The following is a 25,653-nucleotide window of genomic DNA, read 5'->3' on the forward strand; positions in this document are numbered from 1 at the left end:
ATGCGTCTTAATCGGCCAGGGCGGCCACCTCGGTCGAGCGACGGGCGAAGGCCAGGGCGGCCACCTCGGTCGAGCGACGGGCGAAGGCCAGGGCGGAGATGAGCGAGCGGCGGCCCAGGAGGAACACGGCGCCCGCGGCGCAGGCGAGGACGCCGATCGCGCCGGCCAGCACCAGGGTCTCGCGGGGGCCGATGGCCTCGCAGAGCGCGCCGAGCAGGGGTGCGCCGACCATGCCGCCCAGGGCGCTCACGAGGGCGGCGGCGGCCAGGACGCGGCCGCGCATGTCCTCGCGGGTGTCGAGCTGCACGCGGGCGGAGACGGTGGTGTCCACGATGACCGCGGCGGCCGCGATCGGGACCAGGGCGGCGGCGAAGGACCACAGGCCGGGCGCCACGCCGGCGATCATCTGCAGGACGCTCGCGGCCAGTCCGGCCACGATCAGGAGCTGGTGGCGCAGCTCGCGGAAGCGGGCGATGAGGAGGGCGCCCAGGACGGTGCCGGCGGCGAAGACCGTCGACAGGACACCGTATCCCGCCGGACCGCCCGACAGCGGGCCGAAGCTCATGGCCGCCATAGTGACCTGGTAGTTGCGGCCGATGCTGCCCAGCACGAAGGCGACGGCCAGGGTGACCAGGACGGCCGGCTGGGTCGCCAGGTAGCGGAATCCGGCCCGCACGGCGCCCTGCTCGGCCGGGGCGGCGGACTCCAACCGATGCAGCGAGGAGGTGCGCATCGCGAGCAGCGCGGCGATGACGGCCGAGAAGCTCACGGCGTTGGCGATGAACAGGACCGCCGGGCCGGCGGTGGCGGCGACCACGCCGCCGGCGCTCATGCCGATGATCCGGCCCGTCGAACTGATCAGCGAGCCGTTGGCCAGCGCCTGGCCCAGCAGCTCGGGACCGGCCACCATGCCGCCGAAGCGGCCGAGGGCGGGTCCGTCGGCGGCGGTGACCATGCCGGTGAGGAACGACAGGGCGTACAGCCACCACAGGTGCCCGCCGAGCAGCACCACGGCGGCGAAACCGGCCGACAGCACCGCGTGCGCGGCCTGCGTCGCCAGCAGGATCCGGCGTACCGGCAGCCGGTCGGCGAGCGCACCGCCGAGCGGGCCGAAGAGCAGGATCGGCAGCGTCTGCAGCATGAGCGCGAGGCCCATGCTCGTCGTGGAGCCGGTGGCTTGCAGGACGAACCAGTTGACGCCCAGGACCTTCATCCACGTGCCGGTCACGGAGACCAGGTCGGCGGCGGCCCAGAGGCGGTAATTTCGCGAGTTCAGAAGGCGCACGAAGATTCGCATCGGAAGCGGGCCGCGGCTCGGCAACGATGAACCGCCCTGTCCCCTGTTGCGCAACCGAGCCGCACCGGCCCCGGCGACACCGCGCCGAGCGCTGATCCGGCCCGCACCCACCGTTCCGCAACCGCGCAGCAACACCCGCCCCGTCCGCGCGGGGCGGCCGGCGACGCGCGGACGCGGCCGAAGACCCGGCGGCGCACGGACGCACCACACGACGCGCGGACGCGGAAAACAACGCGCAGGTGCAGCGAACAACGCGCGGACGCGGCACCCACTGCGCGGACGCGGCAAACAACTTGCAGGTGCGGCAAACACGCGCAGGTGCAGCGAACGACGCGCGGATGCGGCACCCACTGCGCGGACACGGCAAACAACGCGCAGGTGCAGCGAACAACGCGCGGGTCCAGCGAAGAACAACGCGCGGGTGCGGTGAAGAGCAACGCGGGTGCGGTGAACAACGCGCGCACGTGCGGCACCAAACGCGCACGTGCAACGAAGAACAACGCGCACGTGCGGCGAACAAACGCGCGGACGCGGTCTGCGAGGGGCCGAATCCGGGGTTGCACCCGCGAAGGCACCCGGGCTGCACCAACCGGGGCGCTGAATGAGAGCGTGCGAATCTGGCTCTGGTTCCTCGGCGGCGCCGGGGCGCTCTCCACCGTCGCGGCGATCGTCGCGCCCGGTGGCAAGGGCGCCCTGAACTCCGCGATCCTGCTCGGCTGCCTGGCGGTGGCCGCGATCGCGCTGCGCCGGCAGCGGCCCGAGCCGCGTGTTGCCTGGTGGCTGCTGTTCAGCGGGGTGGTCGCCTCGACGGCGAGCACCATCGCGCTGTCCGCGGTGCCCAACGCGCCCGAGGAGATGGGCGCCGGCTACTTCTTCTGCTACCCGCTCACCGCGACCGGGCTGTGGCTCATCGCGCGGCGGTTGCGGCCCTGGTCGTCCACGCGGATTCTCGACGCGAGCATCATTCTGATCGGGATCGCGCAACTGACCTGGCTCTTCGTCTTGTACCCGCTGCTGCACCGCAGTGGCCTCAAGCCCCTCGACGCGATCGGGGTGAGCCTGATCGCCGTGTGCGACATGGTGACCGTCGCGCTGCTGCTGCGCCTCGCGCTCGCCGTGCGCCGCAGTGCGGTGGCGCTGCTCGTGCTCGCCTCCGCCGGCGTGATGGTGTGCACGGACGCGTTCTACATCGTCAAGTACGTGGCCGGCCGCGGCGCCATCGTCATCAGCTCGTTCTCGGCGGTGGGCTGGCTGACCTGGGCGCTGCTGTTCGCGGCGGCGGCGCTGCACCCCGAGGCCCGCACGGCGCTGCTGCGCGCCCGCAAGAGCAGGGGCGATTACGGTACCCCCATCGCTGGCTTCATCGCCCTCTCGCTGCTCGGCCCCGGGCTGCTCGTGGCCGACCTGGTCCTGCGGCGCGGCGTCGACCCGTGGCGGCACGCCCTGGTGCCCGCGGTGCTCACCGGCGCGCTGATGGTCGCCATGGTGCTGCGCCTCGGCCGGGCCCTGCGCGACCGCGTGCGGCTGCAGCAGGAGCTCGCCTTCCGCGCCCAGCACGACGTGCTCACCGCGCTGGCCAACCGCGAGCTGTTCCGCAGCAGCCTGCAGGAGGAGATCGACGCCCAGCGGGAGATCGGCCTGCTGATCATCGACCTCGACGGGTTCAAGGACGTCAACGACACCCTCGGCCACCCGGCCGGCGACGAGCTGCTGCTGACCGCGTCCGAGCGCCTCCGCGCGTGCGCCGGGTCCGGCACTCGATCCGGCGCGACACCGGAGGCCGGCGCGCCGGAGCCCCTGCTGGCCCGGCTCGGCGGCGACGAGTTCGCGGTCGTCTGCCGCCCGGAGGTGCTGGAGGACCTCGCCGCCGCCCTGGTGCGCGAACTCGCCCTGCCCTACCGCGTGGCCGGGCGGGAGCAGCGCATCAGTGCCAGCATCGGCGTGTACTCCGGCCACCCCGTCACCACCGGCGAGGCGCTGCAGGGCGCGGACATCGCCCTGTACGCCGCGAAGGAGGCCGGCCGCAACCGCTTCGTCCGTTACCACCCGGCCCTGCGCGAGGCGCACGTCGCGCACACGCTGCTCGCCGACCAGCTCCGCGCGGCGGTCGAGAGCAAAACCGGCTTCGCGATGCACTACCAGCCGGTGGTCGACGTGCACACGACGCGCATCACGGCCGTGGAGGCGCTGCTGCGCTTCACCACGCCGGAGGGCAACGCGGTCTCGCCCGCCGTGTTCGTGCCGGTCGCCGAGGAGATCGGCCTGATCGGCAAGCTCGGCGCGTGGGTGCTCGAGCAGGCCTGCACGGACGCGAAGGCCTGGCACGACGCGCACGGCATCTCGGTGACCGTGAACGTCTCCGGCCGCCAGCTGCGCAACCCCGCCTTCGCCGACGAGGTCCTGGCCGTGCTCAAGCGCACCGGGCTCCCGGGCGCGGCGCTGGTCCTGGAGATCACCGAGACCGTGCTGGTCACGGCCTCCCTGGAGGAGACGGCGGAGGTGAGCCGGCGCCTGGCCCGCCTCCGCGCGTTCGGCATCCGCATCGCCATCGACGACTTCGGCACCGGATACTCCTCGCTGGCCTACCTGCGCACGCTGCCCCTCGATGTGCTCAAGATCGACCGCGCGTTCGTGCACCGCATCGAGGAGCGGCAGGACAAGGCCCTCTTCCGCGCCGTCGTCGAACTCGCGCGCAGCATGTTCCTCACGCCGGTCGCCGAGGGCGTCGAAACGCAAGGGCAGGCTTCAGTACTGCGTGAGCTCGACTGCGCCCTCGCCCAGGGCTTCCTGTTCGCCCGCCCCATGCCGGCCCCGACGCTGGCCGCCCTGCTGGAGGAGCGCGCCGCGACGCCGGCAGCAGTGGCCTAAGAGCGCGGCGAGAAACGCAAAGGCCAGTGGTCGCGAACCGAGTCGCGCCGCGAACGCGCACCTGGAAAACGCGAATCGCGGCGCGGTGGCGGTGCGAACGGCGACGACGGCCGCCACGGCTCAGGGGTGTCAAAATTGGGAGCGGTCGCGGCCCAGAGGCCCGGCTTCAGGTAGTGCATCGCGTCAGCCCTTGACCGTCAGCAGCGGCCGCAACTCGACCACCGGCTCGGCCACCCCGGCCGTTCTGAGGCTGTCCACCACCGGTCGCACCTCCTTGTACGCCCACGGCGCCTCCTGCTTCAGGTCGCGGCGCCACGCGCCGATGATGTCGCGGCGCGTCGACACCGCGGGATCCCTGTGGTTGAGCGGCGTCACCACGCGGAAGTCGCGCAGGAAAACGTCCAGCTCCGCGTCGCTCCCGCGCGCGGCCGCGCCGCGGGGGACGCTCCGGCCGGCGCCGTGGCAGGCGCTGGCCAGGGAGCGCTCGTTGGCCAGGCCGCGCAGCAGGTAGCTCGGCGCGCCCATCGAGCCGGGCACGATGACCGGCTCACCCCAGCCGTCCGCGGACAGGCCGGCGGGCGTCGCGCCCTTGCGGTGCACGACGGTGCCGTCGCCCCCGCCAAAGCCGCCAGCGCCGTCGGAGCCGCCAAAGCCGCCAAAGCCGCCAAAGCCGCCAAAGCCGTCAGAGCCGCCAGAGCCGCCAGAGCCGCCAGAGCCGCCAGAGCCGAACCACAGCAGGTTGTGCGGGGCGTCGTAGACCAGCCGGGCCTCCAGCTCCCCCACGGTCGCCGTGAGCCCGTCGCGCATCATCCGGCTCAGGAAGAACCGGTTGCCGAGCGCGAAGTTGGCGGCGTTGGCGAAGCTCGTGCGGTACCGGAGCAGGCTCTTGTCCTCTAAAAGCATCGGCACGATGCCGTTGGCGGGCAGCGGAACCCCGGCGGGCCACGACTTGCGCGCGAGGTCGCGGCCCGTCGCGCCGGCCTGGTGGCCGAGCGACAGGGAGCCGCTGTGCACCATGGTGACCACGCGCCCGGGCGTCAGGCCCCACGCGTAGGCCGTCGGGCCGTCGTGGACCGCCGCGACGTACTGCAGCTCCGCGAAGTGGTTCCCGCCGCCCACGCTGCCGATGATGGAGTCGTAGCTCGTGCCGCCGCCGCTCTGCACCCAGTCGCGGAACTCGTCGGCGTGCGCGGCCGGGAAGCCGGTGGCGTGCAGCCGGTCGGCGTCGCGCACCTCGTCGTCGAACAGGCCCGGCAGGCCCGCCCGCAGCAGCCCCTCGCGCTGCGCGGGCGTCAGGCCGATGTGCCGCCCGCCCTCGAAGAACAGGTGGCGCAGGCGGCGCTCCAGCTCGTCCAGGCGCGGGCGCACCTCGTCGACCGTGAGCGACGTCGCCTCCACGCGCATCCCGCAGTTGATGTCGTTGCCGACGGCGTGCGGTACAAGTGCGGCGGTTGTCTGGATGACGGTGCCGATCGGGATCCCGGCGCCCTTGTGGAAGTCGGGGGTGCACACGACCCGCTCGATGCGCGCATCCGGGCTGAGCGTCTCCAGGCTGCGCTGCGTGTCCAGCACCGTCAGCAGCTCGTCCAGCGCGGCCGGCTCGAGCGGGACGTCGGGGCCGGCGCAGATCTCGACCGGGATGTCGTAGGAATTGGGCAGCGTCGTCCAGGACTCGTCGAGCCGGACGAGGCGGGGATCGGTCCGCTTCAGCATCGTGCCCCGAAGCGTAGGCTCCGGGGCACAAGGCGGGCGATCGATTTTCAGACCGTCAAGACCCAGCTGTCGAGGTAGCCGGCGCCCCCGCGCGCAGTGTCGCGCACGCGCACCTTCCAGACGCCATTCCGGTTGTACTTGCTGAGGTTCACGGTGTACACCGCGTTCAGCCCGTTCGCCCTGTCCCGCTTGTTCGCGCTCTTGAGCTTCTTGACCGCGCCGTTGGGGGCGATCAGCTCGACGGTCAGGTCGCCGCGCTTCGGGTACGCCACGTGCACCTCGACCTTCGCCGCCCGCGACGCCTTGCCCGCGCAGCCGGCGACGGCCACCGCGGACACGGCGGTCCCGCGGTCGCGCAGGACGACGTCGTTGCCGTTGGAGCGGACATTGCACGGCTGTGCCGGCGCCGGGGTGACCACCGGGGCCGGGGCGACGACGGTGGTGCTCTCCGGCTGCTGCATGGGAACAGTCACCGGCGTGCCGACGAGGTTCAGGAGGCGGTTGGGCGAGCCCGCGCCCGGGTTGGTCACGATGTTGTTGACCGAACCGGCCACGAGCGCGTCGCGCACCTGGGACGGCGTCGCGGTGGGGTTGGCCGACAGGTAGAGCGCGGCCGCGCCGGCCACGTGCGGCGTCGCCATCGAGGTCCCGCTCATCACCGTCGTACCGGTGTCGGAGTCCTTGCTGTCGCTCGTGATGGCCACGCCCGGGGCGAAGATGTCCAGGCACGAGCCGTAGTTGGAGAACGAGGCGCGCGCGTCGTTCTGGTCGGTCGCGCCGACGGTGATCGCCTCGGCGGTGCGCGCCGGGGACATCGTGCACGCGTCGGTGCCCGCGTTGCCGGCCGCGACCGCGTAGGTGATGCCCGCCGCGATCGAGTTGCGCACGGCCTGGTCGACCGAGCCGTCCGCGTCGCCGCCGAGGCTCATGTTCACCACGGCCGGCTTCTGCGCGTTCGCGGTGATCCAGTCGATGCCGGCGATGATGCCGGAGTAGCTGCCGGAGCCGTCGCAGCCGAGCACCCGCACGCCGACCAGCCGCACGCCCTTGGCCACGCCGTAGGTGGCGCCGCCGACGGTGCCGGCGACGTGCGTGCCGTGGCCCTGGCAGTCGCTCGCGTCGGTGTCGTTGTCCACGAAGTCGTACCCCGAGCGGGCCCGGCCCTGGAAATCCGCGTGCGACATGCGGATGCCGGTGTCCAGGACGTAGGCGGTCACGTTGGACGCCGCCGCCGGGTAGGTGTAGGTCCCGCTCAGCGGCCGGCTCACCTGGTCGATGCGGTCCAGGCCCCACGGGGCGTTCCCCTCCGTGTCGGCCACCTTGACCGTCTTGTCCTGCTGCACGTAGTCGACGAGCGGGTCGGCCGCGAGCCGCTTGGCCGCCCTCTCGGTCAGCTGGGCCGAGAAGCCCTTGAGCGTCTTGCTGAACGAGCGGCGCACCGTCCCGCCGGCCCGGGCGGCCAGCCGGTTCGCCACGGCCGCGGTGGTGCTCGCGTCGGCGGTGTCCTTGAAGACCACGATGTAGCGGTCCCGGATCGAACCGGCCTCGTTCGCGCCCAGGATCGTGCCCTCGGGCGAGGCCAGCGCGGGCGTGCCCGCCCCGACCAGGCCGGCGGTGGCCGCGGCCGCGATCAGGGTCGTACGGAGGAACGCTCGCATGATGCCGGAGCTCCAATCAGGGGACGCCATTGCGGTGCCGTTCCAGATTGGGCAGGGCGGGGAGCGCCGCCGGGTCGCCGGTCGTTGCCGCCCGGTTGCGGGCAGACTGGTCCCATGCAGGACTCGCTGGCGGTGTTCGACATCGATGGAGTGGTGGCCGACGTGCGGCACCGGCTCAAGTACCTGGACCGGCGGCCCAAGGACTGGGGCCGGTTCTTCGCGGCCGCGGACCGCGACCCGGTGCTGGAGGAGGGCGTGGCGCTGGCCCGCTCCTACGCCGAGTCACACGTGCTGGTGTGGCTGACGGGGCGGCCGGAGTACCTGCGCGACGTGACCGCGGCGTGGCTGCGCGCGGCCGACCTGCCGGCCGACCTGCTGTTCATGCGCCCGCCGACCGACCGCCGCCCGGCCCGCGAGTTCAAGGCGCGGCAGCTGGCCCGGATGGCCCGGGAGTCGTCGGTGGAGGTCGTGGTGGACGACGACCCCGAGGTGGTGGCCCGGCTGCGCGGCCTGGGCTACCCGGTGCGGCTGGCCGACTGGGTGCCGCACTCCTCGACCCTGCAGAAGGCCCAGGAGCAGGAGGGCCGCACGTAGGCCGCCAGAACGCGCTACGACGCCGCGCCCGCGCGCTGCTCGATGGTGCTGACCAGGCGCTCGGCCACGGTCGTCAGCGGCAGCCCCAGGCGCCCGGCGGTGCCGCGCAGCACGTCCAGCGCGGCCTCGGCCGAGCAGGCGCGCTGGACCATCATGATGCCGACCGCGCGGTTCACCGTCTCGCCGTCGGTCAGGGCCTCCTTGAGGGCCTCGGTGAGCTGGGCGTGCACGCCCGCGCGGCGCTCCCGGTCCAGCACCGCCGAGAGCAGCAGGCCCGCGTGCTCGGCCACCAGCATCGCGGTCAGGCCCACGTCGGCGGCGAAGCGGCCCGGCTCGGCCGCGTACACCGTCAGCGCCCCGAGCGCGTGCGAGTCGATGTCGACCGGCACCGCGAGGACCGCCTTCACCCCGGCCGCGAGGGCGCGCTGGCGCCAGTCCGGCCAGCGGTCGTCCGCGGCCAGGTCGTCACTGAGCGTGAGGTCCCGGGTGCGGATGGCCTCCAGCGAGGGGCCGTCGCCGCTGTCGTACTGGCTGTCGAGCAGCGACTCCGGCAGCCCCGACGAGGCCGCCGCCGTCGACGGCCCACCCGAGCGGACCAGCGTGACCGCGCACCAGGAAGCCCCGTCCACCAGGTCGGCGGCGGTCTCGACGAGATCCTCCAGTGCCTCCTCGAGATCGTCACTCGCGATCAGCCGGGCGGTGAGCTGGCGCAGGACGGCGGCGAACTCCACGGTGTGGAGGTCTGTCACGGCTCCCCCTTCGTCGACCGGGGGGCGTACTACCCGTAGCGCGCTCGTCTCAACCCTCAGGAGTCGACCCTCAGCCGTCCAGCAGGGCCCGGCGCAGACCCTCCAAGGTGCGGCTGAGCAGGCGCGATACGTGCATCTGGGAAATTCCGAGATCGGCCGCGATCTGGGCCTGGGTCCGGTTGCCGTAGAAGCGCAGCGACAGGATGCGCCGCTCCCGCTCGGGCAGCCGGGCGATGAGCGGCTTGACGGCCTGGCGGAACTCCACGCCGTCGATGTCGCGGTCGTCGTCGCCCAGCACGTCGGCCAGGGTGCCCGCGTCGTCGTCGCCGCCGAGCGGGGCGAAGAGGGAGACCGGGCGGTACGCCGAGGAGGCCACCAGCGCCTCCAGCACCTGCTCCTCGTCGATGCCGAGGTGGTCGGCGACGTCCTTCGGGGTGGGCGAGCGGCCCAGGCGCTGGCCGAGCGAGTCGCGCACGCGGTTGATCTCGATGCGCAGCTCCTGCAGCCGCCGGGGCACGTGCACGCCCCAGCCCTTGTCGCGGAAGTACCGCTTGAGCTCCCCGACGATCGTCGGGGTGGCATAGCCGCCGAAGTCGGTGCCGTAGTCCGGGTCGAAGCCCTCGATCGCCTTCATCAGCCCGAGCGCCGCCACCTGGCTCAGGTCGGCCGGCGACTCGCCCATGCCGTGGAAGCGGCGGGCCAGCCGGTCGGCCAGCGGCAGGCTGTGCGCCACCGCGCGGTCGCGCAGCGCGCTGCGCCGCGGGTCGGCGCGGTCCAGGGCGGCCGCCTGGCGCAGCAGCTCGTTGACGGTCGTCCACTGGCTGGGCGGCTCGGCCTCCTCGCCGTGCTCCTCCTCGGGCACCGGCGGGGCGCCGGGCGGCGGGTCGTCGTAGGCCCGTAGCTGCTTCGCCGCCCCGATGATCTCCAGCACGTCCAGGACCAGGTCCGACGCGCCCGGCGCGCGCAGCGCCCCGCCGCGCTCCTGGGCCTCCGTCTGGGCACGCAGCAGGGTGTCGGCCGCCGCGCAGTCGAGCAGGCGCAGGCGGGACAGGTCCACGGTCAGGCTGAGCTGGCCGGCGTCGAGGCGCCGGGAGAGCGCGACCCGCAGGCCGACACTCGCCGAATAGTCCAGGACCCCGGATGGACGCAGAATCTCGTCGTCGCCATTCCGCCAGGTGTCCAGTTCAAGTACCGAATCCGTAGGCATTGTCTCCATGGCGGAGACTCCCCCTAATCTGCTCAGGCGGATTTGCTTTCCGGATCACTGTACGCAGCATTTCGCCCCGGAATTCAGGGCGAAAGGATGAGTTCGGGGGTGAGCCTTCAACGGCAATAATTCCCCCGCGTTTTCAATTGGCGACGGTCGCCCACACCACCTTTCCGTCGGGCACCGGAATGCAGCCCCAGGCGCGGGTCAGCGCGCTCACCACGAGCAGGCCGCGGCCGTCCTCGCGCAGCGTCGCCCCCGCGTCCGGGCGGCCGCCCAGACGCGGCATGCCCGCCCCGCGGTCGCGGACGGAAACGTGCAGCTGGCGGCGGTCGCGGGCGGCGGCCACCTCCATCTCGGTGCCGGCATGCCGCAGCACGTTGCTCACCAGCTCGGTGGCCACGAGTTCGGCGATGTCCCGCACCCGGTCGAAGCCCCAGCGCAGGCAGGCCCGGGCGACCAGGTGCCGCGCGGCCGAGGTGGCGTCCAGCAGCGGCGGGAGGGTGAGGCGCACCCGTCCGGCGCCCGAGCCGGCGGCGGTGTCGGCCAGCGCGGCGTCGGCGGTCGGGTAGGTGGGCACCATCCGGGCCACGGCCATCCGGTCCAGCGCCGAGGCCAGCTGCGGCGGCACGGCGGCCAGCGTCATCGCGCTGCCGGGCCAGGCCGCGGCGTGCTGGGCGAGCGCCGGCAGCACCGTCAACGCCACGTCGTCGTCGTGGCGCAGCTCGGCCACGTCGAGCACGATCACGGACGGCTCGGTCGCCAGGCACGCCAGCACGGTCGAGCGCAACGCCGGGGAGCTGTCCACGTCCAGCACGCCGCCGAGGCGCACCACCGTGGCATCACCCCGTCGCTCGATGCGGGCCCGCAGGTCTTCCGCCCTCATAGGGTGATGCTCTACCCACCCCAGGCGTTATAAACACCGCGATCCCGGTGCCAATATTTCGGCACCGGGATCGCGATTGGTTTTGCGTTCTAGACGGGCGAAGGGATTTCGCTGTCGCTCCACATCTGCTCGCACATCTGCAGAACATGGGAGTCGGTCAGCGGGGCGAAGTCGTGGTAGTACAGCCCGAGCGCATGGAACTCGCGCGGGCTGTGGATGTCGATGACCGTGTCGCAGTCGGTGGCGAGCAGGTCGACCGACTCGGCCGCGCACACCGGCGCCGCGAAGATCAGGTGCTCGGGCTTGCCGGCCCGCAGCGCCCGGACCGCGGCCCGGGCCGTCACCCCCGTGGCGAGCCCGTCGTCGACGACCACGACCACGCGGCCGGCCACGTCGGGTGCCGGGCGGGAGCCCCGGTAGCGCTCCTGCCGCCGCCGCAGCTCCACGCGCTCGCGCTGGACGGCCGGCGAGAGGTCGTGCACGCTGAGGCCGACGGCCGCCACGGCGCTGAGGTCGAACACGGCGGGGCCGTTCTCGGCGATCGCGCCCACCCCGTGGTCGGACTGCCAGGGCAGCCCGATCTTGCGGGAGATCACGAGGTCGAAGTCGGCCTCGATGGCCTCGGCCACCGCGACCGCCACCGGCACCCCGCCCTTGGGCAGCGCCAGCACCAGCGGCTTCTTGCTCGCCGTGGTCCTCTCCGCGGTCCTGGCCTCGGCCGGAGCCTCGCGCCGCCGCAGGTGCTGGGCGACTTCGGCTCCGAGCATGCGTCCGGCGGCCGTTCGGTCCGCGAACCGCTCGTGCTCAGGCGGCCACATGGCCGACCCCCTCCACCCGGCCGGCGGTACGCCGGGATTCGCACGCGATCCGCACATCGATCCGCATCAAGCGGACACCCCCTTCGGTCGGCGCGTGTACCGGGGATTCAAGCGGTCCGTCCCCGTCGCCGCTGCACCGCGGCGCCGCGCCCGAGCCGAGACACTACCCCTCCTTGACCTGCCGAAACTTGAATCTTCCGGCTCTGCAACCGGCTTACAACCTAAGCCGACAAGGAGTTGATGGTGGCGAGGAGGTTGTTGAGGGGGCGGCCCTTGGTGAGCCGCGCGTCGGCCAGGGAGAGGCCGTGCACGGATGTGGCGTGCGGGGCGTTCGCGCTGTAGAAGACCACCGGCAGGTCCGCCGTCGCCGAGTGCTCGCGCAGCAGGTCGAGCAGGTGGTCACCGTCGACCGGAGGCAGGTGCAGGTCGAGCACCGCCACGTCGAAACGGGGCTGTTCGGAGGCCACATTCAGGGCCTCTTGCGGGGTCGCGGCGGAGATCACGTGGTGGCCGCCGATCTGCAGGCGGATGGCGGTGGTCTCCCGGATCTCCGCGTCGTCGTCGATGAGCAGGACTCGCGCCATGACCGAATGGTTCCCTTCCGTGAGGATCGCAATCTCCTCACCGGGACCCATCGGTCACGGACGCGACTTGTTAAGCCCGCGGGCGCCGCCGCCGCATGATGATCACGACGACCACGATCGCGATGACGACCACGGCGCAGCAGCAGCCGCCGATGATGCCCCCGCCGCCGCGGCTGTAGCGGCGGCGCTCGAGCTCCATCCCGGTGTCCAGGGCGTCCAGGGTCGCCGGGCTCAGGTAGCTGTAGACGAGGCTGTAGACGGACGCGATCAGTGCGTTCATGCCTCGACGGTAACCGGCGCTGTCACGCCCGCCGTCACGCCCGCAGCCAGGCCGTGGTGTCCGGCGGCAGGCTGCCGTCGGCCGCGAGGTCGGCGCTGGCCAGCAGCACCTCACCCGGCGGGAGCGGGGCCGGGGCTGGGCCGAAGTTGGTGATCACCCGGACCGCGCCGTTGACGAAGTCGAGCAGCTCCTCGCCCGCGCCCCAGGTGACCGTGCCGCGGCCGAGCTCGTGGGTGCGCCGCAGCCGCAACGCCTCCGTGTACATCGAGAGCGTCGAGCCCGGCACCCCCCGCTCGCGGTCGGCGGCGAAGCGGGCCCAGTCCGCCGGCTGCGGGAGCCAGGCCTTCCCGCTGGGGCCGAAGCCGTACGCCGGGGCGTCCGCCTCCCACGGCACCGGCACCCGGCAGCCGTCGCGGCCGCGCACCTCGTGCTGGGAGCGGAACCAGGTCGGGTCCTGGCGCACCTCGTCCGGCAGGGTGGTGTGCTCGGGCAGGCCGAGCTCCTCGCCCTGGTAGACGTAGGCGGAGCCGGGCAGCGAGAGCATGAGCAGCGTGGCCGCCCGGGCGCGGCGCAGGCCCAGGGCCTCGTCGGGCTGCGGGTCGCCGACGCCGATGCCGCCCTGCGTGGAGTAGCCGGGCGCGAAGCCGAGGCGGCTGGCGTGCCGTACGACATCGTGGTTGGACAGGACCCACGTGCAGATCGCGCCGACCGGTGCGACCCCGGCCAGGCTGGACTCGATCGCCTCGCGCTGGTCGGCGGCCGTCCACGGGGCCATGAGGTAGTTGAAGTTGAACGCCTGGTGCATCTCGTCGGGGCGCACGTAGCGCGCGAGGCGCTCGGCGGGCGCGACCCAGGCCTCGCCGACCATCATCCGGTCGCCGGGGTAGCTGTCGAGGATGCGGCGCCACTGGCGGTACACCTCGTGCACGCCGTCCTGGTCCCACATCGGCGGGGTGCGGTGCTCGGCGCCGGGCGAGGTGATCGGGACCTGCGCCTCCGCCCAGTCCGGCAGCCCGCTCTCCTTGATCAGGCCGTGCGCGACATCGACGCGGAAGCCGTCCACGCCGCGATCGAGCCAGAAGCGAAGAACGTCCTCGAACATCGCTCGTACCGCCGGCAGGTCCCAGTTCAGGTCCGGCTGGCTCGTGTCGAACAGGTGCAGGTACCACTCCCCGTCCGGCACCCGGGTCCACGCCGGGCCGCCGAAGACGCTCTGCCACCCGTTCGGCGGCAGCTCGCCGTCGACGCCCAGGCCCTTGCGGAAGTGGTACCGGTCGCGCGCGGGACTGCCCGGCCCGCCCGCGAGCGCCTCCTGGAACCACACGTGGTCGCTGGAGGTGTGGTTGGGCACCAGGTCGACCACGACGCGCAGGCCGCGCTGCTTGGCCGCGGCCATGAGCGCGTCGAAGTCGGCCAGGGTGCCGAAGCGCGGGTCGACGTCGCGGTAGTCCGCGACGTCGTAGCCCGCGTCGTGCTGTGGAGACGGGTAGAACGGCGACATCCACAGGGCGTCGACGCCCAGCTCGACCAGGTGGTCGAGGCGCGACGTGATGCCGCGCAGGTCCCCCATCCCGTCGCCGTCCGCGTCGGCGAACGAGCGCGGGTAGACCTGATAGATCACGGCATCACGCCACCAGAGCAGCGAACTCACCCCTTGACTCCACCGGCCAGCAGGCCGCGTACGAAATAGCGTTGCAGGGACAGGAAGACGATCAGCGGGATGATCATCGACACGAACGCGCCGGAGGTCAGCCGCTGCCAGTCGTTGCCCCGGGTGCCGGCGAGCTCGGCGAGCCGGGCGGTCAGCGGGCGGTTGCCCTGGCCCGACGTGAACACCAGCGCCACCAGCAGATCATTCCAGATCCACAGGAACTGGAAGATGGTGAGGGAGGCCAGCGCCGGCGTGACCAGCGGCAACACGATCCGCCGGAAGGTCATCGCCGGTCCCGCCCCGTCCACCCGCGCGGCCTCGAAGAGGTCCTTGGGCAGCTCGGACATGAAGTTGTGCAGCAGGAACACGCCGAGGGGCAGGCCGAAGCAGGTGTGGGCGAACCAGACGGCGAAGAAGCCGCCACCCCATTCGGTGTACCCCTTGACCAGCTGGAGCATCGGGATCAGGGCCATCTGCAGCGGCACGATCTGCAGCGCGAACACGCCGATGAAGATCCAGTCGCGGCCGCGGAAGTTCAGCCACGACAGCGCGTAGGCCGCCATCGCCGCCATGGTGACCGAGAACAGGACGGCCGGCACGGTGATGACCAGCGAGTTGACGAAGTAGCTGGCGAGCCGGCCGGAGCTGGCCGACGTACCGAAGACGACCTCGTTGTAGTTGTCCAGGGTCAGGCTCGGGTGCGAGAAGAACGTCCACCAGCCCGTGGTCTTGATGTCCTCCTCGGGCCGCAGCGACGACACGAACAGGCCGAACGTCGGGATCGTCCAGACCATGGCGATGATGATCGACACGACGCTGGCCGCCCGGGACGTGAGCTTGCGCCGCACCCGGCTGGCCATCGACTCGCCCTCAGGCTGCAGGAGCGGGCTGACCTCGGGGACGTCAGCAGCGTCGGTGCTGACGGCGTCAGTGCTGCTCATCGGATCTCCGTTCGGTGCCGCAGTTGCCGGGCCTGGTAGATGACGATCGGCACGACCAGCAGGAAGAGCAGGACGGCGAGCGCGGAGCCCTTGCCGTCGTCGTAGGAGCGGAACGCCTGGTTGTACATCTCCACGGCGAGCACGCTGCTCTTGAACTGGCCGCCGGTCATGGTCCGGACGATGTCGAAGACCTTCAGGGTGGCGATCGTGATGGTGACGACCACGACGACGACGGCGGGGCGGATGCTGGGCATGGTCACACGCCAGAACATCTGCCACGGGTTGGCCCCGTCGAGCCGGGCCGCCTCGACGATCTCGGCCGGGATGGCCTTGATCGCGGCGGAGAGGATGACCATCGCGAAGCCGGCCTGGATCCAGATCAGGATCACGATCATGTAGAACGTGTTGCCCGGCGCGTTGCTCAGGAACTGCTTCGGTTCGCCGCCGAACCAGACCAGGATCTGGTTGAGCAGGCCGATCTGCTCCACGCCCGGGTCGCGGTAGGCGTAGATGAACTTCCAGATGATCGACGCGCCGACGAGCGAGATGGCCATCGGCATGAAGATCAGCGACTTGGCGATGCCCTCGCCGCGGGCCTTGTCGACCAGCACCGCGTACAGCAGGCCGAAGCCGGTGGCGAACAGCGGGACGCACACCACCCAGAAGAGCGTGTTGCGCAGCATCGTCAGGGTGTCGTCGTTGGTGAAGATCCACGTGTAGTTGTCGAAGCCGATGAAGGCGTCGCCGGTGTCGTTGAAGAACGACTGGTACACGGTGCGGAAGAGCGGGTAGACCAGGCCGACGGCGAGCAGCGCGAGCGCGGGGCCCAGGAAGCCCGCCATCTGGAGCCGTTCCTTGCCCCTCCCCCACCGGGGCAGGATGTCGAGCACGAACAGCAGCGCGCCGACGACAACGACGAAACCGGCCATGAACATGAGCGCCGGCCAGATCTTGGCGACGTCCTCGGAGAAGTCGTAATCCATGGGGTGTCCTCCGACCAGCCGGGTCCGGCGCCGTGGTGCGTGGCGCCGGACCCGGACCTCAGTTCAGGTTATTTCGGCCAGGTACTTTCGATGTAGTCCAGCGTCGCCTTGGTGTCCTTGGTGCCGTTGATCCAGTCGGTCATGCCGGTCCAGAAGGACTTCGAGCCGACCTGGGCGGGCATCAGGTCCGAGCCGTCGAACCGGGCCACGGTGGCCGGGTCCTGCAGGATCTGCACCGAGAGCTTGTCGATCGTGCCGTTCACGGCACTCACGTCGAGGCTCTTGTTCGCCGAGATCCAGTCGCCGAGCTTGGCCTTGCTGTTGGCCCACTCGCCGGAGGCGAGGTAGGTCTGCACCTTGACGACCTCGTCGCGGTCCGAGAACGCGGAGACGAACTCGCCACCGACCAGAACCGGCTTGCCCTTGGCGGGGTCGACGGCCGGGAAGTAGAAGGCGTAGACGTCACCGTCCGGGCCGACGTTGGTGCCCTTCGGCCACTGGTTGGAGTAGAAGTTGGCCTGCCGGTGCATGCCGCACTTCTTGTCCTTGACCGGGAGGCCACCCTCCTGGAACGAGGTGGTCACGATCGTCTTCGGGTTGCCCACGTACTTCGGGTTCTTGAGGATCGTCGCGGCCCGCTCGGCGGCCGAGAAGATCTTCGGGTCGTTGAACGGGATGGTGTGGTTGACCCACTGGTCGTACACGTCCGGACCCTGGTCGCGCAGGACGATGTCCTCGATCCAGTCGGTGGCCGGCCACCCGGTCGCGTCACCGGACTCGATACCCGCGCACCAGGCCTGGATGCCGCTGGCCGCGATGGTGTCGGACAGCTTGATCATCTCGTCCCACGTGGTCGGGACCTTGTAGCCCTTCTCCTTGAACAGGCCGGGCGAGTACCACACGAGGGACTTCACGTTCGCGCCCATGGGCACGCCGTAGACCTTGCCGTCCACCGTCGCGTACTTGGCCCAGTCCTTCGACCAGTTCTTGTCGAGGTTGGCCTGCACCGGCGCCGGCAGCTGCTTGAGCTGGCCGCTCTTGGCGAACGTGGCGAGCAGACCAGGCTGCGGGAAGACCGCGATGTCCGGCGGCTGGCCGCCGTCGGCCCGGACCTTGATCTGGGTCTCGAACTCGCCGGAGCCCTCGTAGTCAATCTTGATATTGGTGCAGTCCTCGAACTGCTTCCAAGACTGCTCGAGCTTGTCGGCCTCGGTGTCGCGGATCGTCGCGTAGATCGAGACGTGCTTGGTCTTGTCGACCCGGTACTGGGCGTACGGCTGACACTCGGGCTTGTCGGCGTTGTTGGAGCCGGAGTCGCTGTCACTGCCGCAGGCGGACGCGGCGAGGGCCAACGCGGCCACACCGGCGAGCGTGAACGCTCGACGCCGCCTCGAGAGGACGGCCATGGTTAGCCTCCTTTGGCTAATCCGGTCCGCGGGCAAGGTTCGCCCGCGTACCCGGTGTGCTGGGGTGTGCCTGGTGTTCCTCGGATGTAAGCGTTTGCAAGGTCGGTTTGTCGAGCCCCCCACGGCCTTTCATCGATAACGAGTTCGCAACACGGAGGACATATTGCCGTCGGTCGCCAGGTTGCCTAGCCTCTCGCGTGTGGCTGACGTTCCAGCGCCCGTCAGCATGGAGGACGTCGCCCGGCTTGCGGGAGTCTCGACGGCAACCGTGTCGCGCACCCTCCGCGGGCTGCCCAACGTCTCCGACGAGACGCGCGACCGCGTGCTGCAGGCCGCGGCGTCGCTGTCGTATGTCGTCTCGCCGATCGCCTCCCGCCTCGCGAGCGGCCGCACCCACACCGTCGGCGTGATCGTCCCGTACGCCTCGCGCTGGTTCTTCGGCCAGATCGTCGCCGGCGCCGAGTCGGTCCTGCGCGAGCACTCGCTGGACCTGCTGCTGTACAACATCGGCGACATCCCCTCCCGGCAGCGCTTCTTCGGCGCACTTCCGCTGCGCCGCCGCGTCGACGCCGTCCTCACGGTCGCCATGCAGTTCACCGACGCGGAGATCGACGACTTGCAATCCCTGGGCGTCCCCATCGTCGCCGTGGGCCACGACGTCCCGGGCGCGGGCTGCGTGCGCATCGACGACGTGGCCGCGGCCGCCTCCGCCGTGCAGCACCTGCTCGCCCTGGGCCACCGCCGGATCGGGATGATCTCCACGTACAACGACCAGAGCATGTGGCTCCCGGTCGCCCACGCCCGCCGCCGCGCCTACGTCGAGACCCTGGCCACGGCCGGCATCGAGATCGACGAGACCCTGGTCATGTCGGTCCCGCACGGCATGGACGGCGGCGAGCAGGCCATGCGTCGCCTGCTCACCCTGCCCGATCCCCCGACCGCGGTCTTCGCCGAATCGGACGAACTCGCCTTCGGCGCCCTGAGCGCCCTGCGCCGCACCGGCCGCCACGTCTCGGTCATCGGCTTCGACGACCACGAGCTGAGCGCACTTTTGGACCTGACGACGGTACGGCAGCGGGTCTTCGAGCAAGGCGTCCTCGCCGCCGGCATGCTCCGCCGCGCGATGGCCGGCGCCTGGACCCCGGAGGAGCTGCTGATGCCCACCACCCTGGTCCTGCGCGCCTCGACCTGGCCGGTCCGCGACCACTCCCCGAGCGCGGTTAGTTCCCACAGGCCGGGGTAGCTCGCGCGTCGCCAAGTTGTTCCCGAACGCATCGCACGGGGGTGTTGTGATGACAGCCGAGATGCCGAATTCGCGCGTGACCTGGGACCAGCCGGACGACGAGCTGGACGAGCTCGCCGCCCCGGACGCGGACCTGCTCGCCGACGACCTCTCCGCCGACCCGGCCCAGACCGCGGAGACGGACTTCTTCTGGGAGGACGACGAGGAGTAACCAAGGCCACGCACTGGGCGGGGGTATCTCGTTTTTGCGGGCCTGAGGGCGCGTGCTAGGGTTACCTCCGTTCAGCCAGGCGCCGCTAGCTCAACTGGCAGAGCAGCAGACTCTTAATCTGCGGGTTGTAGGTTCAAGTCCTACGCGGCGTACTCAACTAAGGCCCAGGTCACGGCATCCTGCCGAGCCTGGGTTCTTTTGTGTCTCTGAGCCCGTACAGCCAAGTCGTACAGCCAAGTCTCTGGGCACCCTCAGAACGCTGCCTGACCGATGGCACTCCGTCCGGCGTCGCCCTAGTGGGCACACATCGAGGACCTGGGCGCAAACGTCGACCAAGATATAGAGACGACAGGCGGTCGAGGACTGGATAACCTCTTGCCGTGACGGATTTCATTCCGGGCCAACCGGAAGATCGTCGACTCCCGGCACAGGTGGCCCGCGCTTCTGCTAGCTACGTCGGTGACTTCGAATTGGCTGCTGCGCGCGTAATTGCCCGCCTGACCGGTGAGTTGGTCATCCTGCAGGACGACAACAGTAAGCGCAGGATGGCAGACATTCAGATCGCCTATGCGGGTAGAACGCCTGGCTACGCAGAGGTCACACTCGACCTGGATGAGTCTTACGCCGCCATGGCGAGCGAGGTAAGGAAGCGAGCTTTCCAGGTGAAAGCTCCCAGCCTAGGCCGGGTTTGGTGGGTCACCCTCTCGTCCGGCGCGGCAGTCAAGACGCAGGAAAAGACTCTTGCCCGGAATCTTGGTTTACTGGCCGCTGCCGGCGATTTGTTCGAGATCGTCGCGACCGACCAGAACCTTGGAGAACATTCCAATCCGCTCATTCGACAATTGTTCGAAACCGGGGTGGTACACCTAGCCTCGCGGGCAACTATCGGTGACGAGGTAGGATTTATCCACATTCTCCCCGAAGGAACTGGCGGACCCGTCGGAATCGACTGGGAAGCTTTCGATGCCTACATTGCGGAGTTTCTTGCCAATCCGCGCCGCAAAGACGTCCTAGAGAAACTGGCGGCTACGGATGCAGCGGAAAGGCATGCGTTCGTGGGCCTTTCGTTCAACACTCCATGGAATGTCTTCCATGCGCTCGACAGAGACTACAGGGAGCTGCCGACGAACGACCCCCGGCTTCCGCCCGAGATTACACACCTTTGGCTGTGGTCGTATCCGCTTGGCAGGTGTCTGGCGTGGTTTCCAGATCGCGGTTGGTTCAATCCTCAGTATCACTGGGCTACCGAGTAACGCCGGAAGGAGCAACGGATGGAGCACATCGATAGTCTGGGTCTGTTCTGGCTCCCCGGCCATGAGGAGGACAGCGACAAGCTGTCGGGGCGCCTCCAATTCGATCCTGGAGGTGGCGGCATTAGCCTCTCGCTAGTTGGCATATTCGACAACGCTGTCGACGACCGAGGCGAGCCGACTGTCCGAATCTTCGGCTGGCTGGGCAACAAGCCGGTAACGCTCGATAGATGCTTCTCGACCGGGACGAATCAGCCAACACCCGGAGTCATCGGAAGCAGTTTCCATGCTAATCGCATGTTCGTCGGCCACCATATCGAATCCAAGGATCAGAGATTCCAGGAGGCCGAGGCGACGTTCGGTCACACAGACGTGTGGGTCGGGCGCAGCGGCATTGATATCCAGAAGGACTATTTTGACCGCAAGGACGATACCCCGATATACACAGCCACTTTCACTCCGATAGCGCAGCAGGACCATCCATTTAATCGTGGCCGAGTGAAGCTGGGTTACTGCTGGAAACACCACGGCGATCCCACCCAGGGGATCTCAATGAAGCAATGGCCCGTATTCACCATTCGTTATGATGAGCCACGCCCGCTTGACGACATTGAGCAAGACATCCGCTTGCTGCAGAATCTAATAACCCTCTGCATGGACGGACCTACCGATCTCGATAGGCTCGTCCTAACCCATCCAGATATCCACATGTTCATGCTCGGCGGCAGTGACTCTGGAGCCGAACAGCCGATAGACGTAATCAAGTCACCAATCCCCTACACGTCACCCGATAAGAGGAAGCCGCGATACACACACGACATGCTGCTTACCTTCGACGACTTGGGGGGCCTCCCGACCATTGCGCGGTGGCTTGATGTGGCTCCTAAGTTTCGGCGCGCACTAAACTCCTTGATGAGCGTCAAGTACGCGGAGCGCATGTACGCCGAGAACCGGTTTCTGAACGCCACGTTTGGCGCCGAGTCATTTCATCGGCTTACCCAAAATGAACCATACATGGCGCCCGAAAGTTTCGATCAACTCCTGAACGCATGCCTAGAGGCCGCACCCGAGGACCATCGTGAATGGCTCCTTGGAAAGATTGGTTTCGGCAACGACCCACCGCTGGTCAAGCGCCTTGGCAGGCTTGCCGGCCGAGCGTCTACCGCCGTTCGGCCTGTCATCGGAGAAAAACGCCGGTGGGCAGGAACATTGTCAGATGTGCGCAATGAGCTGACCCATTTGAATGCCGATTCACCAGAGTTCGATGGCGGCGATCTGGTAAATCTGACCGACTCCGTGTATGCCGTCGTGCGCACGTGCATGCTTTTGGATTGCGGCGTGTCGATGGAAATGCTGACCCGAAAGGCAAGTTCAGCAAACGTTTTTTGGTATCGTGGCCGCCTCGCCCAGTCGATCGAGCGAGTCCGGGAACAGATGAGGCTCTTGCGAGAGGCAAGGAACGCATCACGGATGCAAGCCGACCAACCAACCATTGATAAGGGTTCGGAGCCATGAGCGCGCGGGTTCACCCACTGGAGCGCGGGCACGAAGAACACATGATTTACACCTCAAGTACCTGAAGCCTGCCCGGCGAATCCGCCGGGCAGGCTGCCGCTATTCCCGTACCAGCTAAATGAAGCTATCCGCTAAACAGCCGCTCGGCCGCTGCATCGACCGACGCGCGTTCAACGTCTTCGAGAACGTGCGCGTATGTGTTCATTGTGAGCGAGATCTGACTGTGTCCCAGCGTCTTCATCACTGTGCGCGGCGATGCTCCGGACGCGAGCAGGAACGTTGCGCACGCGTGGCGAAGGTCATGAAGCCGTAGCCACGGAAGTCCGGCCTTCGCCCGCGTCGCATGCCACGCCCGGTCGGCGTTACGCGGCTCCATTGGCGTGCCGATGACCGACGGAAACACCAAGTCGTGGTCCTGCCACCGCTCCCCCGCCGCGTCACGCTCCTCTGCCTGGCGTCGGCGGTGCGCCCGCAGCATCGTCAGCGTCTGCGGAGCCACCGGAACCGTGCGACGTGAACGGTCCGTCTTCGGCCAGGTGAACGACAACACGCCGTCGACTCGCATCAGGGCCTGCCGCACCGTGAGCCGTTCGCCAGCGAAGTCGACGTCCGACCACCGCAGCCCCAGTAGTTCGCCACGCCGCAGCCCGACGGTCAACGCCGTCACCCACAACGCCTCCAACCGCTCGCCCTGGATCGTCTGGATGAGCCGCTTCGCCTCTTCGACCGTCAACGCGCGTCGCTCGACGGCGACCGCGCCCGGCGGCCTGACCGCCAGAGCCGGATTGCGATGGATCAGCTCCTCCCGTAGCGCGTCGGCAAGAACGTTCCGCACCATGCCGTAGATATGCCGGACGGTGGTCACCGACAGGTCAGCACCCGACTTCGCCGTGATCATCCGGCGGATCATGGTCGGAGTTAGCTTGTCGAGCTTTACGGTCCCCAACGTCGGCCGGATGTGCTCGTTGATCAGCCACCGGTAGGTGCGAAGCGTGGACGGACGCGTGCCCTCGTGTGCCTTCATGGCCAGCCACTCGTCAAGCCACTGATTCAACGTCCGGGGCGTCGCAGCGAGGTTTTCGCCGCGCTCGACGCGCCGCTTCAGCTCATCCCGCTTCACTACGGCCTCGGCCTGCGTCTTGGCGTACACGGTCTTCCGCTTGCGTTTGCCGTCGATCCAGCCGAGGTCGACGGACGCGGCCCACAGCCCAGGCCGCTGTTCGTAGACCGACCCCTCGCCGTGTGCCCTGCGGCGCTTCGCCGTCATGCCGCGTCCTCCTGTTCGCTCGCCGACAGCAGTTCCTCGATGGCGGAGATGGGGATGAGCCGAGCGCGCCCGAGTTTCACCGAGCGCAGTCGGCCCGAGCGCATCAACACGTAGACGGTGTCCCGGCTGACGCTGAGCAACTCCGCCGCCTCAGCTGGCCTGACGCTTTTCCTTGCCATTTCTGGGCTCCTTGAGGAAGACGGGGCGCTGGCTGGAGTGGGGCGCGCCGAATCCGCGATATCCGCGCTTCTCTGGTTCTGCGGATTGCGCGGCCTGGTCATCCGGTCACCGCCGAGAGCGGATGCACCGTCGCCGCGGGCCTGGCGATGTCCGGATGCGTGAGCCAGGCCGGCGACGGCGGCCGACCGGCCCCGCCGCGCTCTGGAGTCGGCTCGGCGCGGAGGAATCCGTGGCTCTGCAACAGATTGAGCGCCGGGTCAAGATCAGCCGCCTTCCGGAATCGGCCCCGAGAGAGCGCGCTGAACAGCTCCCGCTTGGTGAAGCGGCGGCATGCGGTTCGTTCGATCCACGCGAGGATGTGCCGGCCGTCGTCGACGACAGGATCGGCACCCATGTCGTCGAAGGCCGCGAGCGCATGTTCGGCGAAGTAGCGGCCGAGCGTCACGGCCTGGTCGACGGTGTCGACGTCGATCGGACGTGTGCATCCATCGCTGCCGCGCGCAGCGAGGTGCAGCAAACCGGCAAGCCGAGCAATGGCACCGACGTACTTGCTGCCCCAGTCGACAATGTGCGCCCACGCGCCGGCCGGGCCGAGGCGAGGCTCAACCTCGCGCTCGATGTCGAGCACGCGAGCATTCGCCGCGGGTAGCAACGGCATGATGGCTGGGTCGGTCCACTCGTCGAGCGCGGCGACGAGCGCACCGAGCCGGTCGGCGTACGCGTCGGCGACGGCGAGCGGCACAGGGTCGGTGCCGATCCGGCGGCGACCGACCGTGTTCTCCGGAACCGAGAACAGGATGCGGGCGATCAACCCCTTGCCCCGAAAGCCAGGCATCGACGCGATGTCGCGCAGGACTTCCGGCTGGATCGCGAGCCCGAGCGTGAGTGCGGGCCGGTCGACGTGCTCGGCCGGGCGAGATCGGCGGTCGACACGGAGCATGTCGCCCGCGTGGCCCTTGAGGAACACCTCCAGGTTGGGCGCGCCGCTGTACCGGCCGGCGAGCGTGGCGAAGATGCCACCCTCGGCCGATAGCACCGCGAGCCGCCCGCCTTGCTCGGCCAGCAACGACGCGGCCTGTTCGCTGGTGACGTCGTCGGCGACGAGTCGCGGCAGTACGGGCACCGCAATGGCGTCAGCGTTCATCGTGGCGCCGGCCGCGTCGGCGAGCAGCCGGTCCTGGGCGGCGTTGTCGGCATGCGCCGCGGCGTTCGCTGCGCGCTCCGCGGCCTTGGTCGCGACCCGTCGCGCCAACTCCGCCTCGACGATCGCAGGCTTCGCCCGGTCGATCAGCGTCCGCTCGGCCGCGAGCAACGGCCCGGTCATCGTGGCGAACACGGCCGACTTGCGTGAGCCGGGCGGCAGCACGACAACCGTGAACAGGTTGCACGGCTCCCGCCAGCCGGGCCGGATCTCGACGCATGCCCGCCCACCGGCCGCCGTCGACAGCGCAGCGAGCGCGAGGCAGCCGGCAAGGTCGGTGGGCGTCTGCGTGAACTCGGCAACCGCCGCAACCATCGCGGCAAGCCAACCCGGCAGCGCGTCGACCGGGAACGGCGGTGCGCCGTGCCTGGCAGTGAGCGGGATCGGTGGCGGCCAGGCCGCCACCGTGACGTCAGCGAGGAGCGCGCGACCGGACGCGAGCAGGTCGGCTGCGTCACCGTCGCCGATCCGGGTCAGCCGCTCCCCCAGGTCGACTACGGCACGGCGTCGAGCGTGCTCGGCAACGATCCGGGCGTAGTGCGTGGCGTTGTCGAGGGTGGGCACTGACACCACGAGCGTGTGCAAGTACGCCGCTCCCCCGAGCCGTGCCAGTCCACCCGACGACGCAAGGTACGCGGCCACGGAGACCGGGTCGCCGGGCTCGCCCGCGGCGTGCAGCTCGACGAGGACGCGCCAAAGGCCCGCGTGTGCCGGCCGATAGAAGTCGTCCGTCGTCACGATGCCGGTCAACTCCCCGATGAGCGCCGGGGCGAGTAGAGCCGCGCCGATCACCGCTTGTTCGGCGGCGTTGTCGTGCGGCGGTGTGCGGTGCACGAGTCGGTGCCTCCGTTCAGCGCGAGCCGTCGCGGTACACGCGGCGGGCTTCGTTGATGAGGTGGGTGCCATGGCGCAGCCGTAGGCCGGTCGCGTCGCAGCGGCGGCAGGGTCGACTGACGCGACCGAGCTGACGGCGGGCGAGGCCGGTCCCGCCGCACTTGCGGCAGCGACGAAAGGGCGCGATCCGGCAAAGCGCGAGGTAACACGCGGTCACGACTGTTGAGGAAAGACAGAACGCGACAACTAGCAGGTCAAGGGGGTTCACAGCGGTCCTCCCAGGTAGCACAAATGCGCCACAGAAAAGGAGTGCTAGG

The 25,653-nt window shown here is 69.6% G+C and carries 22 protein-coding genes and 1 tRNA gene; 7 read left to right on the top strand and 16 right to left on the bottom strand.

Annotated features, from left to right (window positions below):
* Window positions 1-7 precede the first annotated feature (7 nt).
* Window positions 8-1,228 (bottom strand): MFS transporter, encoded by a 1,221-nt coding sequence (locus ACQPZ4_RS45295; protein ID WP_433051077.1) that lies wholly within the window; start codon window positions 1,226-1,228, stop codon window positions 8-10.
* A gap of 678 nt (window positions 1,229-1,906) precedes the next feature.
* On the opposite strand from ACQPZ4_RS45295, the gene ACQPZ4_RS45300 reads away from it, so the two are divergent.
* Window positions 1,907-4,165: a putative bifunctional diguanylate cyclase/phosphodiesterase gene (locus tag ACQPZ4_RS45300; protein WP_433051081.1), complete on the top strand. Its 2,259-nt coding sequence runs from the start codon at window positions 1,907-1,909 to the stop codon at window positions 4,163-4,165.
* A 183-nt stretch (window positions 4,166-4,348) separates the two neighbouring features.
* Here the strand turns inward: ACQPZ4_RS45300 and ACQPZ4_RS45305 are convergent, their stop codons facing one another.
* Window positions 4,349-5,878 carry an RtcB family protein gene (locus tag ACQPZ4_RS45305; protein WP_433051084.1) on the bottom strand — a complete coding sequence of 510 codons (1,530 nt, stop codon included), beginning with the start codon at window positions 5,876-5,878 and terminating at the stop codon, window positions 4,349-4,351.
* Between the two features lie 47 nt (window positions 5,879-5,925).
* The gene (locus ACQPZ4_RS45310) at window positions 5,926-7,536 is read right to left on the bottom strand and encodes a S8 family serine peptidase (protein ID WP_433051087.1); all 1,611 of its coding nucleotides are present in this window, start codon (window positions 7,534-7,536) and stop codon (window positions 5,926-5,928) included.
* A 114-nt stretch (window positions 7,537-7,650) separates the two neighbouring features.
* Here ACQPZ4_RS45310 and ACQPZ4_RS45315 point away from each other — a divergent pair, with 114 nt between their 5' ends.
* A complete protein-coding gene (locus tag ACQPZ4_RS45315) occupies window positions 7,651-8,130 on the top strand; it encodes a hypothetical protein (RefSeq protein ID WP_433051090.1) in 480 nt (159 codons plus the stop codon).
* Between the two features lie 14 nt (window positions 8,131-8,144).
* On the opposite strand, the gene ACQPZ4_RS45320 is transcribed toward ACQPZ4_RS45315, so the two are convergent.
* The 10 genes from ACQPZ4_RS45320 to ACQPZ4_RS45365 all read right to left on the bottom strand — a co-directional run bounded on the left by ACQPZ4_RS45320 (window position 8,145) and on the right by ACQPZ4_RS45365 (window position 17,635).
* Complete coding sequence (locus ACQPZ4_RS45320) at window positions 8,145-8,879, bottom strand: GAF and ANTAR domain-containing protein (protein WP_433051093.1); 735 nt, start codon at window positions 8,877-8,879, stop codon at window positions 8,145-8,147.
* Window positions 8,880-8,949: 70 nt separating this feature from the next.
* The gene (locus tag ACQPZ4_RS45325) at window positions 8,950-10,086 is read right to left on the bottom strand and encodes a SigB/SigF/SigG family RNA polymerase sigma factor (RefSeq protein WP_433051096.1); all 1,137 of its coding nucleotides are present in this window, start codon (window positions 10,084-10,086) and stop codon (window positions 8,950-8,952) included.
* Window positions 10,087-10,228: 142 nt separating this feature from the next.
* The gene (locus ACQPZ4_RS45330; protein ID WP_433051099.1) at window positions 10,229-10,972 is read right to left on the bottom strand and encodes an ATP-binding protein; all 744 of its coding nucleotides are present in this window, start codon (window positions 10,970-10,972) and stop codon (window positions 10,229-10,231) included.
* A gap of 89 nt (window positions 10,973-11,061) precedes the next feature.
* Entirely contained in the window at window positions 11,062-11,790 is a 729-nt protein-coding gene (locus ACQPZ4_RS45335) for a phosphoribosyltransferase (protein ID WP_433051102.1), read from the bottom strand.
* Between the two features lie 221 nt (window positions 11,791-12,011).
* Window positions 12,012-12,374 carry a response regulator transcription factor gene (locus ACQPZ4_RS45340; protein WP_433051105.1) on the bottom strand — a complete coding sequence of 121 codons (363 nt, stop codon included), beginning with the start codon at window positions 12,372-12,374 and terminating at the stop codon, window positions 12,012-12,014.
* A gap of 70 nt (window positions 12,375-12,444) precedes the next feature.
* Window positions 12,445-12,654, bottom strand: coding sequence for a hypothetical protein (locus ACQPZ4_RS45345; protein WP_433051108.1), 210 nt, complete (start codon window positions 12,652-12,654; stop codon window positions 12,445-12,447).
* Window positions 12,655-12,688: 34 nt separating this feature from the next.
* Window positions 12,689-14,224: a glycoside hydrolase family 13 protein gene (locus tag ACQPZ4_RS45350; protein WP_433066965.1), complete on the bottom strand. Its 1,536-nt coding sequence runs from the start codon at window positions 14,222-14,224 to the stop codon at window positions 12,689-12,691.
* A 77-nt stretch (window positions 14,225-14,301) separates the two neighbouring features.
* Window positions 14,302-15,165, bottom strand: a complete 864-nt coding sequence (locus ACQPZ4_RS45355) for a carbohydrate ABC transporter permease (protein ID WP_433066967.1) — start codon at window positions 15,163-15,165, stop codon at window positions 14,302-14,304.
* A gap of 77 nt (window positions 15,166-15,242) precedes the next feature.
* Window positions 15,243-16,229, bottom strand: coding sequence for a carbohydrate ABC transporter permease (locus ACQPZ4_RS45360; RefSeq protein WP_433051111.1), 987 nt, complete (start codon window positions 16,227-16,229; stop codon window positions 15,243-15,245).
* A gap of 68 nt (window positions 16,230-16,297) precedes the next feature.
* Entirely contained in the window at window positions 16,298-17,635 is a 1,338-nt protein-coding gene (locus tag ACQPZ4_RS45365; RefSeq protein ID WP_433051114.1) for an ABC transporter substrate-binding protein, read from the bottom strand.
* A 199-nt stretch (window positions 17,636-17,834) separates the two neighbouring features.
* On the opposite strand from ACQPZ4_RS45365, the gene ACQPZ4_RS45370 reads away from it, so the two are divergent.
* The 5 genes from ACQPZ4_RS45370 to ACQPZ4_RS45390 all read left to right on the top strand — a co-directional run bounded on the left by ACQPZ4_RS45370 (window position 17,835) and on the right by ACQPZ4_RS45390 (window position 21,854).
* Window positions 17,835-18,878, top strand: a complete 1,044-nt coding sequence (locus ACQPZ4_RS45370; RefSeq protein ID WP_433051117.1) for a LacI family DNA-binding transcriptional regulator — start codon at window positions 17,835-17,837, stop codon at window positions 18,876-18,878.
* Window positions 18,879-18,927: 49 nt separating this feature from the next.
* Entirely contained in the window at window positions 18,928-19,089 is a 162-nt protein-coding gene (locus tag ACQPZ4_RS45375) for a hypothetical protein (RefSeq protein WP_433051120.1), read from the top strand.
* 79 nt (window positions 19,090-19,168) lie between these two features.
* Window positions 19,169-19,241, top strand: a tRNA-Lys gene (locus ACQPZ4_RS45380).
* A gap of 228 nt (window positions 19,242-19,469) precedes the next feature.
* The gene (locus ACQPZ4_RS45385; protein WP_433051123.1) at window positions 19,470-20,342 is read left to right on the top strand and encodes a hypothetical protein; all 873 of its coding nucleotides are present in this window, start codon (window positions 19,470-19,472) and stop codon (window positions 20,340-20,342) included.
* An 18-nt stretch (window positions 20,343-20,360) separates the two neighbouring features.
* A complete protein-coding gene (locus ACQPZ4_RS45390) occupies window positions 20,361-21,854 on the top strand; it encodes a HEPN domain-containing protein (protein WP_433051126.1) in 1,494 nt (497 codons plus the stop codon).
* A gap of 124 nt (window positions 21,855-21,978) precedes the next feature.
* Here ACQPZ4_RS45390 and ACQPZ4_RS45395 read toward each other — a convergent pair whose 3' ends face one another.
* The 3 genes from ACQPZ4_RS45395 to ACQPZ4_RS45405 all read right to left on the bottom strand — a co-directional run bounded on the left by ACQPZ4_RS45395 (window position 21,979) and on the right by ACQPZ4_RS45405 (window position 25,336).
* Window positions 21,979-23,121, bottom strand: coding sequence for a tyrosine-type recombinase/integrase (locus ACQPZ4_RS45395; protein WP_433051129.1), 1,143 nt, complete (start codon window positions 23,119-23,121; stop codon window positions 21,979-21,981).
* Window positions 23,118-23,300, bottom strand: coding sequence for a helix-turn-helix domain-containing protein (locus ACQPZ4_RS45400; RefSeq protein WP_433051132.1), 183 nt, complete (start codon window positions 23,298-23,300; stop codon window positions 23,118-23,120). The genes ACQPZ4_RS45395 and ACQPZ4_RS45400 overlap by 4 nt, the downstream gene beginning before the upstream one ends.
* 98 nt (window positions 23,301-23,398) lie before the next feature.
* Window positions 23,399-25,336, bottom strand: coding sequence for a DUF3987 domain-containing protein (locus ACQPZ4_RS45405; RefSeq protein ID WP_433051135.1), 1,938 nt, complete (start codon window positions 25,334-25,336; stop codon window positions 23,399-23,401).
* Window positions 25,337-25,653: the final 317 nt, after the last annotated feature.

This window comes from Dactylosporangium sp. CS-033363 (assembly GCF_050942475.1).
In the GTDB taxonomy this organism is placed as follows: domain Bacteria; phylum Actinomycetota; class Actinomycetes; order Mycobacteriales; family Micromonosporaceae; genus Dactylosporangium.

Excerpts from the sequence above, each read along its gene's own strand:
- ACQPZ4_RS45355 (WP_433066967.1), bottom strand. The coding sequence starts at position 15,165 with ATGGCCAGCCGGGTGCGGCGCAAGCTCACGTCCCGGGCGGCCAGCGTC.
- ACQPZ4_RS45395 (WP_433051129.1), bottom strand. The coding sequence starts at position 23,121 with ATGACGGCGAAGCGCCGCAGGGCACACGGCGAGGGGTCGGTCTACGAA.
- ACQPZ4_RS45365 (WP_433051114.1), bottom strand. The coding sequence starts at position 17,635 with ATGGCCGTCCTCTCGAGGCGGCGTCGAGCGTTCACGCTCGCCGGTGTG.
- ACQPZ4_RS45310 (WP_433051087.1), bottom strand. The coding sequence starts at position 7,536 with ATGCGAGCGTTCCTCCGTACGACCCTGATCGCGGCCGCGGCCACCGCC.
- ACQPZ4_RS45330 (WP_433051099.1), bottom strand. The coding sequence starts at position 10,972 with ATGAGGGCGGAAGACCTGCGGGCCCGCATCGAGCGACGGGGTGATGCC.
- ACQPZ4_RS45390 (WP_433051126.1), top strand. The coding sequence starts at position 20,361 with ATGGAGCACATCGATAGTCTGGGTCTGTTCTGGCTCCCCGGCCATGAG.
- ACQPZ4_RS45375 (WP_433051120.1), top strand. The coding sequence starts at position 18,928 with ATGACAGCCGAGATGCCGAATTCGCGCGTGACCTGGGACCAGCCGGAC.
- ACQPZ4_RS45350 (WP_433066965.1), bottom strand. The coding sequence starts at position 14,224 with ATGGGGGACCTGCGCGGCATCACGTCGCGCCTCGACCACCTGGTCGAG.
- ACQPZ4_RS45400 (WP_433051132.1), bottom strand. The coding sequence starts at position 23,300 with ATGGCAAGGAAAAGCGTCAGGCCAGCTGAGGCGGCGGAGTTGCTCAGC.
- ACQPZ4_RS45345 (WP_433051108.1), bottom strand. The coding sequence starts at position 12,654 with ATGAACGCACTGATCGCGTCCGTCTACAGCCTCGTCTACAGCTACCTG.
- ACQPZ4_RS45340 (WP_433051105.1), bottom strand. The coding sequence starts at position 12,374 with ATGGCGCGAGTCCTGCTCATCGACGACGACGCGGAGATCCGGGAGACC.
- ACQPZ4_RS45325 (WP_433051096.1), bottom strand. The coding sequence starts at position 10,086 with ATGCCTACGGATTCGGTACTTGAACTGGACACCTGGCGGAATGGCGAC.
- ACQPZ4_RS45360 (WP_433051111.1), bottom strand. The coding sequence starts at position 16,229 with ATGGATTACGACTTCTCCGAGGACGTCGCCAAGATCTGGCCGGCGCTC.
- ACQPZ4_RS45335 (WP_433051102.1), bottom strand. The coding sequence starts at position 11,790 with ATGTGGCCGCCTGAGCACGAGCGGTTCGCGGACCGAACGGCCGCCGGA.
- ACQPZ4_RS45315 (WP_433051090.1), top strand. The coding sequence starts at position 7,651 with ATGCAGGACTCGCTGGCGGTGTTCGACATCGATGGAGTGGTGGCCGAC.
- ACQPZ4_RS45305 (WP_433051084.1), bottom strand. The coding sequence starts at position 5,878 with ATGCTGAAGCGGACCGATCCCCGCCTCGTCCGGCTCGACGAGTCCTGG.